At 39.4% G+C, this 14,265-nt stretch carries 9 protein-coding genes and 2 pseudogenes; 6 read left to right on the forward strand and 5 right to left on the reverse strand.

The window, feature by feature from the left end:
* From FTU55_RS08685 to FTU55_RS08710, 6 genes and pseudogenes are all read left to right on the forward strand, one after another.
* The coding region (locus FTU55_RS08685; RefSeq protein ID WP_180046399.1) for an IS30 family transposase at positions 1-350 on the forward strand (350 nt) is incomplete at its 5' end.
* A gap of 207 nt (positions 351-557) precedes the next feature.
* Positions 558-1,763 carry a DUF1615 domain-containing protein gene (locus FTU55_RS08690; protein WP_180046810.1) on the forward strand — a complete coding sequence of 402 codons (1,206 nt, stop codon included), beginning with the start codon at positions 558-560 and terminating at the stop codon, positions 1,761-1,763.
* Complete coding sequence (locus tag FTU55_RS08695; RefSeq protein ID WP_104498581.1) at positions 1,730-2,365, forward strand: HAD-IB family phosphatase; 636 nt, start codon at positions 1,730-1,732, stop codon at positions 2,363-2,365. Before FTU55_RS08690 ends, FTU55_RS08695 begins: the two co-directional genes overlap by 34 nt.
* Positions 2,366-2,482: 117 nt before the next feature.
* Positions 2,483-2,836: pseudogene (locus FTU55_RS08700) on the forward strand (IS3 family transposase); the annotation flags it as partial.
* A gap of 68 nt (positions 2,837-2,904) precedes the next feature.
* Positions 2,905-3,501, forward strand: a pseudogene (locus FTU55_RS08705) (IS66 family transposase); the annotation flags it as partial.
* A gap of 135 nt (positions 3,502-3,636) precedes the next feature.
* The gene (locus FTU55_RS08710) at positions 3,637-4,314 is read left to right on the forward strand and encodes a metalloprotease (RefSeq protein ID WP_104498585.1); all 678 of its coding nucleotides are present in this window, start codon (positions 3,637-3,639) and stop codon (positions 4,312-4,314) included.
* Between the two features lies 1 nt (position 4,315).
* Here FTU55_RS08710 and FTU55_RS08715 read toward each other — a convergent pair whose 3' ends face one another.
* The 5 genes from FTU55_RS08715 to FTU55_RS15250 all read right to left on the reverse strand — a co-directional run.
* Positions 4,316-6,103 carry a CapA family protein gene (locus tag FTU55_RS08715; protein ID WP_104499072.1) on the reverse strand — a complete coding sequence of 596 codons (1,788 nt, stop codon included), beginning with the start codon at positions 6,101-6,103 and terminating at the stop codon, positions 4,316-4,318.
* On the reverse strand, positions 6,096-7,598 hold the full coding sequence (locus FTU55_RS08720; protein ID WP_104499073.1) for a glycosyltransferase: 1,503 nt from the start codon (positions 7,596-7,598) through the stop codon (positions 6,096-6,098). Before FTU55_RS08720 ends, FTU55_RS08715 begins: the two co-directional genes overlap by 8 nt.
* Positions 7,599-7,607: 9 nt before the next feature.
* A complete protein-coding gene (locus FTU55_RS08725; RefSeq protein WP_180046812.1) occupies positions 7,608-9,269 on the reverse strand; it encodes a poly alpha-glucosyltransferase in 1,662 nt (553 codons plus the stop codon).
* A 56-nt stretch (positions 9,270-9,325) separates the two neighbouring features.
* Positions 9,326-9,571 (reverse strand): IS630 transposase-related protein, encoded by a 246-nt coding sequence (locus tag FTU55_RS08730; protein WP_104499075.1) that lies wholly within the window; start codon positions 9,569-9,571, stop codon positions 9,326-9,328.
* A gap of 149 nt (positions 9,572-9,720) precedes the next feature.
* Positions 9,721-14,265, reverse strand: a 4,545-nt coding sequence (locus FTU55_RS15250) for a BapA/Bap/LapF family large adhesin (protein WP_306670224.1), incomplete at its 5' end; no start/stop codon positions are given.

Below are 14,265 nucleotides of genomic sequence, written 5' to 3' on the forward strand. Positions count from 1 at the left end.
AAGCTCTGAAATATTTACCTGCAGAACTGCGTAAAACGTTGACCTATGACCGTGGACGTGAGATGTCAGAACATAAAATACTCGAAGAAGATTTAGGCATAGATGTATATTTCTGTGACCCACATTCGCCATGGCAGAAAGGTACATGCGAAAATATGAATGGTTTAATTAGGCAATATTTACCTAAAGGGATTGATTTAAATCAGGCAGATCAGCATTATTTAAATCAAGTCGCCATGTCACTGAATACTCGTCCTAGAAAAGCGTTAGATTGGCTTACACCATTAGAGAAGTTTGCTCAGCTTGTTGATTATCATAAGGCTTTTGAAACTGTCGCACCTCATGTTTGAATTCGCCGCGCTTTATTTTGAAATAGAATTTAGTATCTAACCCTACAGTATCCGCTTTTTGAGCCACTCAATTCTCTGGCATCTTGCAGATAAAAATTGACAGTGCAACGTAGGCCGTATACATATATATTCACACCTGTATAGCCGAATTTCTGTATACTTCATCTGCCCTGTAGGCTGACCCGTCTGGACCGAGTTTTCCTGTTTATGAAACACACCTTCCTGTCATCTGTAATCAAATCTTTAAGCCTGATTGCGTTATCTTTAAGTTTAGCTGCCTGTGGCGACAGCGCCTGGTGGAATAAAGGCGATGAGCCAAGTCTAGATGCAGATCAGATCAAGCGACTAATTCCTTCCCGCGTGAAAGATCGTGATTCATGGGCCAAAGATATTTACGATATTAGTGAACAATTGGGCATTCCGCAGACCAAGGAAAATATGTGTACCATTGTCGCCGTGGTCGATCAGGAATCCAACTTTGTTGCCGATCCACAGGTTTATGGTTTAGGTGAAAAAGCAGTTAAAGAAGTCCAGGAACGCTTAGACGAGAAGTTTAAAGATAAACTCGGTGAAGCCATTGGTGGCACCATTGCCGGCTATTTTCAGGATGTACTGAAAAACCATCCTAGCCCGGAAGATAACTATTTAAGCCAGATGCGCCGGGTCAAAACCGAACGGGAACTGGATGAACTTTATCGTGAAATTTTTGACTATATGGCCAAGCATTATCATGTGTCGGCCCTGACCGGCGCCGCCAAGCTGTTTGGTCAAAATATCGGAGAAAAGCTGAATCCGATTACCACCTTAGGTTCGATGCAGGTGCATATCAGTTATGCCAAGGAACATAAACGCCAAGGCGGCAATATTGCAGAATTACGCACCGATTTATACAGCCAATATGGTGGCCTGTATTATGGTATTCATCGTCTGATGATGTATCCGGCCGACTATGATAAACCGCTATATCGCTTTGCCGATTATAACTCGGGCATGTATTCCAGCCGCAATGCCGCTTTTCAGAGCATGCTGAATGATTTAACCGAAGCCGAATTATCTCTAGATGGTGATTTACTGCTCTATAGCAAAGATGGCGGTGTTCGCAGTGCCAAGAGCCAATCTGAACGCGAGCTGATTAGTGTTTTTGCCAAACATAATATTGTGCTCACCCCACGTCAAATCCGCTCCGATCTGAAAAAAGAAAAAGAGCAGGATTTTGAAGATACCGCTTCGTATCGCGCCTTATTAAAACTGTATCAGGAACAAACTGGCAAAGCACCATTTTATGCGATAATGCCAGAGGTGGTAATTTCCGGGCCAAAACTCAGCCGTGATTATAATACCAACTGGTTTGCTACTCGGGTCAACGGGCGATATACCACATGCATGCAAAAAGCCAAAAATATAAAAATCTAGCCTTATTCGATTTTGATGGAACCCTGTGCAGCAAAGACAGTTTTACAGGGTTTATTTTCTATGTTTTATCTAACCGGCATATTATTAAACAAGGGCTTAAAATCTTGCCTTGGATTCAGGCTTATTATTTAAAAGCTTACCCTGCGCATGCCATGCGACCTAAATTGTTTAATGCCATGTTTAAAGATGCAAGTACAGCTGAAATATTAGTACTTGCACAGCACTATGCAGCAGATTTAATGCATGACCTTAATCCGCAGCTGTTACAACAATTAAAACAACATCAATTAAATGGTGATGATGTGGTGATTGTTTCAGCCAGTGTGGATATTTATTTGCAATATATTTGTCAGCAATTAAATGTCGATTTGATTTGTACTAAAACAGAAATTAAAAATCTGCAATTTACAGGGCGATATTCAACACCTGATTGTAGTCGGGAACAAAAGAAAATACGGATTTTAGAACAATACGATTTAAATAATTATACTACTATTTATGCGTATGGTAATAGTGATGAAGATGATGCCATGCTGAGTTTAGCGACTTATTCTTATATGGTTGGTACAGATCATTCATTGCCAGGGTCAACGGCATTCTAAAATTGCCCCCTTTTACCTTACAAATGGCAAAGTAAAATTGACCCCTTTGATCTCGTATTAAGGTTGTCCCGTCCTAAATAAAGTTGACACTTTCTAAACCTAAATTTGGAGAGTGCAATGAAAACAATCATCAAGAGAACCCAACGAGATTATAGCCTCGCCTTTAAATTGTCAGTTGTAGACTAGGTTGAAAATGGTGAAATGACTTATAAACAGGCACAGGATCACTATGGTATCCAAGGATGTTCCACCATTTTAGTTTGGCTTAGAAAGCATGGTAGATTAGATTGGAGTAAAGGTTCCCCTTTTTCAAATGGAGTACAGGCCATGTCTGATCCACTTCCTTTAACACCTGAACAACGTATCAAAAAATTAGAAAAAGAATTGCTCGATACCCAAAGAAAAGCTGAATTCTTTGAAGCTATCATTGATGTACTTGAAAAAGAATACGGAGTAAAACTCGTAAAAAAGCCAAAAGGTATATTATCTGCCAGAAGCAAAAAGAAGTAGGCTTGAGCGTTTCACAGTGTTGTCGCTATGCACGCTTTAGATCAGGTCAGGTCATTGAGGTGGGCTGCATGGCACATGCACGTCGTAAATTCCACGAACTGCATGTGACCCAAAAAAGTCAGGTCGCTGAACAGGCATTAGTGCTGATTCAGAAACTGTATGCGATAGAAGCAGAATTAAGAAAAAAGACGGATGGTACAGCGCAACACCGCCGCGAATACCGGCAACAGCACAGTCAACCGGTGATGCAACAACTGTATGAATGGCTCAACCAACATTATCTGACGGTGCCGTCGAGTTCTCCAATTGCCAAGGCTATCAATTACACTCTGAAGCGTTGGCCAGCTTTAAGCCGCTATTTGGATGATGACAATCTACCGATTTGCAATAATTGGGTCGAGAATCAGATGCGCCCCTGGGCGTTGGGACGTAAGAACTGGCTGTTTGCTGGCTCGCTGCGCAGCGGCCAACGAGCTGCCAATATCATGACTTTAATCCAGTCAGCAAAGCTGAATGGACTGGATCCGTATGCCTATTTAAGTGATGTGCTGAAAAGGCTGCCGACGCATAAAGTGACCCAAATAGAAGAATTACTGCCACACCGCTGGAAATCCGACCAAAATTAAAAAATAGGCATGGGATTCAGCGGACGCTTACTTAAAAAAACCAGCTTCATTCCAACAAAATTTGGAATATCATTGTTAGCAAAGGCAAACCTCAGATCAATTAAAAAAATACAACAGACAAATAAGAGAAATTTTATGAATATAAAAAAACTCGCGACCATTCCTCTGCTCTTAATTGGAGAATATGCGATGGCTCTTCCTATTGTTCAAGTCAATTTTATATTTGCCACACCCCATGTTGAAGCCCAAAAATTTGATAACCTAAGCCAAATCAAAAAAGAAGTAGATATTTTAAATCGCTATTTTGTCACTGAGAAAAATCAACCCATTTTTAAATTCGAGTTAAATAAATACATTCCATATCAAAAATTCAAACAATTAAACTGCAAACTCAGCCATCTTTTAGAAAGCCCTAAACCTATGGAACGACCGGCACTTATTAAAATTTTCCGGCAGTGCTTTCCATCAAAGAGTAAAGAAGCTGAAGTTTATATATTTATTTTTGATAGCTACAGCTCAAAATCAGGATTTAAAGCAGCAGATAGTTGGGGCTTTCATAACAATGGACGACCTATCATACTACTTGATTGGGAGCGACTAAATTACAACATTCAAGCCGCTCTCCCCCATGAAATGGGACATGCCTTTGGTTTACGTCATCTTTGTGTTAAAGGTGCAAAATTAAAAGACACCACTAACTTGATGGCAAGTAAAGGTGGCTGTGACGGCAGTGGTGGGCAACGTAATATAGGCTTTTATGATCAACAAATTCAGATCATTAAAGAACATTATCAAAAATTAAAGTCCCGCTAAACTAGAGAATTTTTTTCTCGAAATAATAGGGCCATTGCGCGCGGTTAATAGCATTAAAATCGATATCTCCATAATAATCAGCCACTTGATTAAAATCATCTAATTGTACAAAATCGGGTTGCCACATGGTTTCACGGTTATTAGATTGAATTGGCAATAGGCGTAGATTTAAACTATCTTTCTCAAAAATCAATTGTGCAATCATGCCAAATGGCAAAGCATCTGGATAACCATCATATTCACCATCACTATTAAAAATACCATTACCTAAACTATAAATAACGGTTGAATCTTGGATCGTTTCCATCGACTGTAAAGTATGAGCACCATGACCTAGAATCAAATCTGCCCCCTGTTGAACCAATCGGTTTGCGAGTATTTTTTGATAGGCTTGAGTCGGTAAGAAATCTACTCCCCAATGTGCCAACACCACAATAAAATGCGATGGATATTTTTGCTTTTCTAATGCAACTGCTTCATACAAAACACTTTCTAAGGTCGCAACACCAGAAGAAGAAGGTGTGGCATAAAATTTAAATATTTTTTCGTTAGTGGCTCGATGCCAATAGCCAGAATAAAAAGAAATAATACGACCATTAATCTGAATTCTCATGGGCGTGCATGCTTCAAACTCATTTTCTCCCACTCCTACATAATGTATTTGCGCATTTTGCAACGTTTTTAGTGTATGTGTGATACCTACTGCACCAAAGTCAGCAGTGTGGTTATTGGCTAAACATAAATAATGAATATTGGCTTTTTTAAGCGCATTGACTGTTGGTACATCCTGTGCACCCAATATAAATTTTTTCAATCCAACCAAGGGAGATTGAATTTGATTATTTACAAAACATGCTTCGTGATTGGCTAGATTAATATCGGCTGCATTTAAAAAAAAATTTAGTTTTTCAAAACTATAGTCATAGCCATGATTCAATAGAGGATCAAATACTTTTCGTTTACGACGTCGCTCAGTGTAATATTCGCCTAAATAGGTATCGCCAATAATATTTACAATGGCACGATCTTGCTTGAGGGTAGTCACTACATTTAAATCAGAAATAAGTCGATCCAGCCCTTCATGGCCCAATAAGTGCCGTTCAATCACAGAATCTTGTTGAAAACTACTCTCAATTCCCTGTGTAATGACAATCGTAAAATCAGATGATGTATGCTTTTGCCATGCTATGGAAATATTAAGAAAGCTAAAAAAGTAATTAACCTTGCCTTGATCGAGTAAAAATGTTGGGCTTAGAAAATTTCTAGCTTTATATGCAATTTTACTCAGCGTTAAAATTTGCAGATAAAAGGGATTAATTTGAGTCATTAATTCAGCGATTTTAAGCACATCATTTAAGGTATATTGCTGAATAAATTTTGAATTCTTTTTACCTGAAAGATTTTTGGCACTATTTGGACTCAAGTTATGTTTTTTTATTAACTCTTCAAAATAATGGCTCATGCGCTTTTGGGTCTTATTATAAACATGCTGAGCCAAAAGAAATAGAGAATCCACACCCGCTGTTACTTTGTAATGCATTAATACTTGTAATAAATTGACTTTATCATGTAATGCATAACCAACAACACCTCGCCCTCTTTCTTGGAGGGCCATCTCTGTAATCTCAACGCTATCATCCAAACTTAACTTACGTTCATCTAATAACTTATAAACTACATAAAGCACCAAAAGTGGACCTAGCCCTTCATTTTGGTCAGAAAAATCGACGTATTGGGGTTTGGAGTGCGGCAATAACGCACCATTTTTTTGTACTAAATAGTTATACATAACTCAACTCCAACAAATGATCTAACCATTTCTTTTTATAGCTATTCAAATCATATTTTTTCGCCGACTTAATCGCATGGGTTCTCATATGTGGGTTTAAATAGCATTGCTCGATTGCAATAGCTAAGGCTTGAATATTTTCATTTTCAACTAAAACACCAGAAAGATTTTGTTCAATTAGTGCATTTGGACCATACTTAATATCGTAGGCCACTACAGGCGTTCCTACACTTAAACTATCCAAAATTCCAATACAGAAACCTTCTATTGTACTCGTCACAACAGAGACATGTGCATTTCGGATTTTGTCCGAGATATTGTGCACATAGCCTTTGAAATGTACATTCGTCTCTAAGTCGTGATCATCTACATATTTGCGAATTTCTTTTTCATATATAAAGTTATCTCTAGAATCACCAAAACCATAAAGATCAAGCTGAATTTCAGGATACTTTTCTTTTAAAATTTCAACAGCCTGAATAATATGATGAAGTCTTTTTTCTACATAATATCGCCCTACAGAAATGACGTTGAATGGGGATGCTACGGCATTGACAGTGAGTTCAGATGCTATGTGGGCAAATGTCGGAGGAATCACCCAAATTTTTAATTCTGAACCAAAACGTGCCCAAAGATCCTGCCGCTGTTGCTCTGTGGATACAATATAACCGTCAAATTTATTTGTTTCTGCTAAAGATATTTTGTAATTGGAGTTAATTCGCCCGTCTTCCATCTTCTGAGGATTACTGACATGCACGCTATGGAAAATCGAAATTAACTTAAATGCAGGAGACTTTAACTCCACTAAAATATGATTATAAAGTCTGTTTTTATCGACATAAAAAACGGGCTGCTTATAAGAGGTGATAATTTTTTGAAACCAATGCTTAATCCACTGATCACGATCTTGAAAAAAACAAGATGAACCATCGGATTCTTTTAGACTTAAATAACTAAGCTGATTATCTTGGGTGTAGTGCTCCTCTAAAACCACAATCCCCTGCTGATTATAGTAAAGACATGATTTGACTTGGTTTTTCTCTAAATAGATTTCTTTAGATAAATAGCCTGACTCCGTATACAAAGCTCGCTTGAATTTCTTTCTCGCTTTATCAAAATAATTAATGTATGAAATATTCCCATTTGAGAAAAAGTGGATATAAAATAGGTAATTCCCATTTATATATACTTTTACATCTGTATTGGCATTGTTTTTTTCTAGGGTAACCTCTCCTGCAATATGACTCAAATAATCTTCTAAAGTATTTGATCTCAAAGCAGCAAAAATTAAATATTGGTAATCGTCATATAAATTCAGAAAACTATCGGCTCGAATATGATGGATATTTAAATTCTTTAAATAATTAGCGTTGTAATTTAAGGTTACAATCTTATGTGCTAAACCACAGCTATCAAAAACATGTTTTCTTTTTAAAATCGCATGCTCAATACCGGTTAGCTTTTCCCCAATTCCTGCACTTAGAAAAAAGAACATTATCAACCTCTAAATAAAATAATTTAAATAAGCCACATACCCAGATAAATTATGCTCCTGATCATCGATACGTGTTCTAAAACGATCATGCCTTACATAAAATGCATTAAGAATTTTTTCAGGCTTAGCCATATACATTGCTATTTCAGGATAAAAGTACCCTGTTGCTCTTTGAAATTCGACTCGTAATTCTATTAAGTCTTTTAGTTTATCGAATTTAGCCATATTAACTAAATCGGTAAATCCCTGCTCTTTTAATCGCACCACCATCTTATATGCAGACATCATCATTTCTAAAAATGTTGCATATGCTGTTTTACGATTTTCAATAAATTCCATGTGTTTTAAATAGTTATTTAAACCAAATTCAAAATACTTTTTCTCTGGGCAAATCTTAGTTAACTCATTGGTACAATAACTTAGCCAATGATCATGATACTTATCATATTTTTTAGTAATAAAATGCTCAAACATTAATTTAACAGTTTCAAGCAAAATTGAATTTTGATTAATTTGATAGAGTCTAAGTAGACCTAAAGCAGCTTCCCCATCATAATAAACAATTCTGAACTTTTCTTTGACTGCAAGTGATGGGAAACTTAATACATGAGTCGTCTCCCCTTTACCATCAATCATAAAGCGAATGCCTTCAGCAAGCATTTCGGCATACTTTTGGTATTTGGAGTCGCCAATAATTTCCTGATATTTAGCAAACATAAAAATTGCAGCAGCATTTGAACCTAGTTTAATTTCTAGATCAGGTTCATTACCATCAATCATAAAGGCTTTTCCATCTACCTCTTTGTATAAATGATCAATGGCATACTGCATTGCATTTCTAATTTTCGGTAGATATGCTTCATTATAATTGACTTCAAGTGTTTCAAGTAAGGCATATATGGCAGTACAGTGACGGACTGTATTATAACTTTTAATTTCCCGGTTATAGGCAGGGAAATAGCCATAAACCAGCCTCCCACTCTCTAAAATTTCATTATGTAAAAACTTGGCATTATTTAAAACAAGTTCTTTTATATGTTCTTTTTTATTACCCTTTAATACACGTATACCATTTTCCGGACCTGTAGATATTAAATCAATTAACTGGTTGTTTTCAAAAAAAACAGCTTGTGTATCAAATAACCAGACTTTTTCAATTTTATTTAGTGAATAATTTGCCTTAACATTGGTATATTTTTTTCTAATAGCATCATTTAAATTTTTTTCATCAAAAAAATTAGGCTGATCAAATGCAACACCTCTAATTATTGACGAACCATATATTTCCTGCTCAAGAAAACAAATACCAAAATCTTTTGTAAAGCTAATTCCCTTACGATAGTGGTTGTTATGTTTTATTTTTTCTACTTCAGATACAACATCACTCCATAATTTTTCTTCGATATTATATGCGATATCAACTTTCAAAAATTCGGTAAATTGTTTTTCTTTCTCATATATTCTATCTAAAAAAGATAATGTCCGTTTGACTACTTTTTTAATATCCTGATCTGATGTATTCCAAACTTTACAACGCTGATTAAGATTACCATAGGATATAAAAACAATATTCTGCTCAAGTGATCCTTTTAATCGATCTAATTCTTGTTCTAACCATTGATTCAAACGGTTTTTAAATTGCTGAAATTCATTATATTTTAAAATTGACATACTCTAATAACAACCATTTTCTATTACACATTCCTTAGAGCCAGATATAGCATTTTCTAGCATTTAAAACATGCAGCACGTTCATATTGATAAGCATCAGGATACTTTTCAACATCTTCACGTAAAGCATCATCGTTAATTTTAGAAGGTTTACGTACACGAGTTTTTTTAATCTCTATACGTTTCTTCCATTTAACAATGGTATTTTTATTAATTTCAAATTGTGCAGCTACCGCTCGAATAGAATAACCTTCCTCAAGTTTAGCTAAAATTTTACGTCTAAAATGTTCTAAATAACTCATTGCACCATTGTATTGGTTTTATAATGATTTGACTATACCAATAAAATATTATTTCTTTAGATGTAAACTTATTTCAGAACCAGACAGTACACAGAAAAAAGAGGATCCGAAGATCCTCTTTTTTCTGTTTATTATCCTAATACATTAGATTAGAACAATAATTGATTGTTATCTAACAGATCCTGCAATGTCGTATTGGTATTTTGCAACGTTAACAGCTCAGTTGGGTTATAACTTGTACTCGCTGTTCCATCTCTATCAATACTGATCACAGTATCATTACCAACTTGGGTTACAGTTACAAACTGACCAATATTATCACCATCAACAGTTTGACCTGCTAACAATTCAGTAATATCAATCTTATCTCCTTCTGCCAAGTTGAAATCAGTCCATGTATCATGACCATTTCCACCTAATGCATCTGCATTATCTAGCAAATCAAAGATAACTGTATCTGCACCACCATTAGTCGTATAGATATCATTACCAGCGCTACTTGTGATGAAGTCTCCACCTTCGCTCGTCGTATAAATTACGCCAGCATTCAGTGTTAATGTTGCAATAGACTCATCACCATTAGGTGCCACAAGTTTATAAGTAAACTCATCACTTGCTCCGCCAGCTAATCCACTATCAGTTACATTGTAGGTGTAACTACCATCAGACTTGATCGACAAGGTACCATGGTTTCCAACAAAGTCAGTACCTGTACTTGTGACTTGAGTCCAAGTCACGCCACCATCAGTTGACACGAATAGATCTGTGTATATAGAAGCTAAGATATCTGTACCAGCACCATCATCATCTGTATAGACATTACCTACAACAGAATCAATTGGGGTAGCAATAAAGTCATCTAAATGAATAGTTGTAACTCCTGTTGATACAGTAACGTTACCAGCTATTCCAGCACCTCGAGTATAGTTGAGTTCAAATCTATACTGACCTGCTTCTTGATTTTCATAGACCTTACCATTTCCATTAGGGAATAGACTAATAAGATCTGCCAAACTAGACGCAGAAATCGTATCTTGAGTTACCCATACACCACCAACCAATTTTTGGAAAGCAACCGAAGCACTACCACCAAGACCAAGTAATGAAGAAGTTGATAAACCAACTTCAATATTACTGATCGTGTTTTCATTGACAGTGATAACACCACTTTGAACAGTTCTTGGAGTTGCGAAGAGGCTAACTAACCAAGACTCGCTAATTTGTGGACCAGCAACTGTCGGATCAACGAGATTTGTTGCATCAACACCAATCAGATCAGCATTATCTGTAGCAACTACGGTTTCTGCATTTGCTGTTGGGTTCTCAGCATCCCATGTCAAGTCAAGGTCACTGTTTGTACCAATTTGAATAATCAGATTAGCAGTATCAGATTTGCCGGTCACTGGATCAGTCACTGTATATTCAAATACTTCAGTCTTACCAATCACAGTAACATCACTGTTCGGTGTATAAGTGTAACTACCATCTGGATGAATCACTAATGTGCCGTGATCACCAGGAATTGTGGTTTCACCTATTACTTCTTGACCATTCACCTCAGATACAATTGCACCAGTAGGTACATTATCCTGACCATAATTGTCATCAGTATCAGTAATTACATTACCTTCAACTGGCGTTACACCTGTTACTTCAGGATCGGCAGAAGTATCATAATTAGTTAAGTGAATATCAACATTGAGATAGCCACCAACACCTATTAATGAGCCACCAGAAAAGTCCAGACGATAATTACCTGTAGTTAAACCATTTACTCCAATTTCTGTAGATTCACCAAATATACCTAAAAGATCTAATAAACCTGATGATGAGTTATCAGCAATTTGTTCCCAGTTACCTGGAGAAACCTCTTTGTATAAGCCAATAGTTGCATTATCAAACAGATTCAAAAGCGATCCAGTCGATATTGTAATCACAGCATTTGAAATCTGATTTTCTCCAACCGAGAAGTAACCAGAGTCAGAAATACTACCAATATCAATTAACCAGCTTCTATCAATAATGTCATTCACTTGTGTTTCAGACACAGGATATTCGAAGTTAACTTGTGCTTCAGCCAAATTATCTACAGCCTCTACAACAATATTTGGTGCAGTGATTTCTGTTGGATCAGATTCATTATTAGCTGCATCAGTTGCTGTGACATCAACAACCTCACCATCATTTAACGGATCCTCTAGTTCAACAGTGTAGTTACCATCTTCATCTGCCTCTGCTGTACCAAGTACGTTGCCGTCCTTGTCTTTCACTTGAACAGTTGAACCAGGCTCTGCTGTACCACTCACTTCTGAACCGTCTTCATTGAATTCAGCTGTCGGTGCTTCTGGTGCTGTTGTGTCAGAGTCGCTGTCTGAATCGCTGTCGCTATCAGAGTCAGAATCGCTGTCGCTATCGCTATCAGAGTCAGAGTCGCTGTCGGAATCAGAGTCGCTGTCGCTATCAGAGTCAGAATCGCTGTCGCTATCGCTATCAGAGTCAGAGTCGCTGTCGGAATCAGAGTCGCTGTCGGAATCAGAGTCAGAGTCGCTGTCGGAATCAGAGTCGCTGTCGGAATCAGAGTCGCTGTCGCTATCAGAGTCAGAGTCGCTGTCGGAATCAGAGTCAGAGTCGCTGTCGGAATCAGAGTCGCTGTCGGAATCAGAGTCGCTGTCGCTATCAGAGTCAGAGTCGCTGTCGGAATCAGAGTCGCTGTCGGAATCAGAGTCGCTGTCGCTATCAGAGTCAGAGTCGCTGTCGGAATCAGAGTCAGAGTCGCTGTCTGAATCGCTGTCGGAATCAGAGTCGCTGTCGGAATCAGAGTCGCTGTCGGAGTCAGAGTCGCTGTCGCTATCAGAGTCGCTGTCGCTATCAGAGTCAGAGTCGCTGTCGGAATCAGAGTCGCTGTCGCTATCAGAGTCGCTGTCGGAATCAGAGTCAGAGTCGCTGTCGGAATCAGAGTCGCTGTCGGAATCAGAGTCGCTGTCGGAATCAGAGTCAGAGTCGCTGTCGCTATCAGAGTCAGAGTCGCTGTCGCTATCAGAGTCGCTGTCGGAATCAGAGTCAGAGTCGCTGTCTGAATCGCTGTCGCTATCAGAGTCAGAATCGCTGTCAGAGTCAGAGTCGCTGTCGGAATCAGAGTCAGAGTCGCTATCGCTGTCTGAATCCGAGTCACTATCGCTATCAGAATCCGAGTCACTATCGCTATCAGAATCCGAGTCACTATCAGAGTCCGAGTCACTGTCAGAGTCCGAATCGCTGTCTGAATCAGAGTCGCTGTCAGAGTCTGAATCGCTGTCTGAATCCGAGTCGCTGTCAGAGTCTGAATCGCTATCCGAGTCCGAGTCGCTGTCTGAATCAGAGTCAGAGTCGCTGTCGCTATCAGAGTCGCTGTCGCTATCAGAGTCAGAATCGCTGTCGCTATCAGAGTCGCTGTCGGAATCAGAGTCAGAGTCGCTGTCGCTATCAGAGTCGCTGTCGGAATCAGAGTCAGAATCGCTGTCGGAGTCAGAGTCGCTGTCTGAATCGCTGTCGCTATCAGAGTCAGAATCGCTGTCGCTATCAGAGTCGCTGTCGGAATCAGAGTCAGAGTCGCTGTCGGAATCAGAGTCGCTGTCGCTATCAGAGTCAGAGTCGCTGTCGCTATCAGAGTCGCTGTCGGAATCAGAGTCAGAGTCGCTGTCGGAATCAGAGTCGCTGTCGGAATCAGAGTCGCTGTCGCTATCAGAGTCAGAATCGCTGTCGCTATCAGAGTCAGAATCGCTGTCGCTATCAGAGTCGCTGTCGGAATCAGAGTCAGAATCGCTGTCGCTATCAGAGTCAGAGTCGCTGTCGGAATCAGAGTCGCTGTCGCTATCAGAGTCGCTGTCGGAATCAGAGTCGCTGTCGGAGTCAGAGTCGCTGTCGCTATCAGAGTCGCTGTCGCTATCAGAGTCAGAGTCGCTGTCGCTATCAGAGTCAGAGTCGCTGTCGCTATCAGAGTCAGAATCGCTGTCGCTATCAGAGTCAGAATCGCTGTCGGAATCAGAGTCGCTGTCGGAATCAGAGTCGCTGTCGCTATCAGAGTCAGAGTCGCTGTCGCTATCAGAGTCGCTGTCGGAATCAGAGTCAGAATCGCTGTCGGAATCAGAGTCAGAGTCGCTGTCGGAATCGCTGTCGCTATCAGAGTCAGAGTCGCTGTCGGAATCAGAGTCAGAATCGCTGTCGGAATCAGAGTCGCTGTCGGAGTCAGAGTCGCTGTCGCTATCAGAGTCAGAATCGCTGTCGGAATCAGAGTCGCTGTCGGAATCAGAGTCAGAGTCGCTATCAGAGTCAGAGTCGCTGTCGCTATCAGAGTCAGAGTCGCTGTCGCTATCAGAGTCAGAATCGCTGTCGCTATCAGAGTCAGAATCGCTGTCGCTATCAGAGTCAGAGTCGCTGTCGGAATCAGAGTCGCTGTCTGGGGCAGTCGCGCCTACTTCTGGTGACTTGTTGCCAGCCTCGTCCACTAAACCAACGGTGACTTCTTCACCATTCGTTAACGGCTCATCTAAGTCAACTTCAAAGTGACCGTCTTCATCAACAGTGCCTTCACCAATGATGTTACCGTCTTCGTCTTTAACGACAACGTTAGCACCTGGCTCGCCTTTACCTGTGATGGTTGAACCATCGTCAGAGAAATCAACATCTGTCGGTGCGTCTGGCGCAGTTGTGTCTGG

It is taken from the genome of Acinetobacter sp. YH12117 (assembly GCF_013418865.1).
GTDB classification, from domain to species: domain Bacteria; phylum Pseudomonadota; class Gammaproteobacteria; order Pseudomonadales; family Moraxellaceae; genus Acinetobacter; species Acinetobacter indicus.

What these genes read in the sequence shown, in the direction of transcription:
- FTU55_RS08690 (WP_180046810.1), top strand. Translation starts at nt 558, where the DNA reads ATGAAACACACCTTCCTGTCATCTGTAATCAAATCTTTAAGCCTGATT.
- FTU55_RS08695 (WP_104498581.1), top strand. Translation starts at nt 1,730, where the DNA reads ATGCATGCAAAAAGCCAAAAATATAAAAATCTAGCCTTATTCGATTTT.
- FTU55_RS08710 (WP_104498585.1), top strand. Translation starts at nt 3,637, where the DNA reads ATGAATATAAAAAAACTCGCGACCATTCCTCTGCTCTTAATTGGAGAA.
- FTU55_RS08715 (WP_104499072.1), bottom strand. Translation starts at nt 6,103, where the DNA reads ATGTATAACTATTTAGTACAAAAAAATGGTGCGTTATTGCCGCACTCC.
- FTU55_RS08720 (WP_104499073.1), bottom strand. Translation starts at nt 7,598, where the DNA reads ATGTTCTTTTTTCTAAGTGCAGGAATTGGGGAAAAGCTAACCGGTATT.
- FTU55_RS08725 (WP_180046812.1), bottom strand. Translation starts at nt 9,269, where the DNA reads ATGTCAATTTTAAAATATAATGAATTTCAGCAATTTAAAAACCGTTTG.
- FTU55_RS08730 (WP_104499075.1), bottom strand. Translation starts at nt 9,571, where the DNA reads ATGAGTTATTTAGAACATTTTAGACGTAAAATTTTAGCTAAACTTGAG.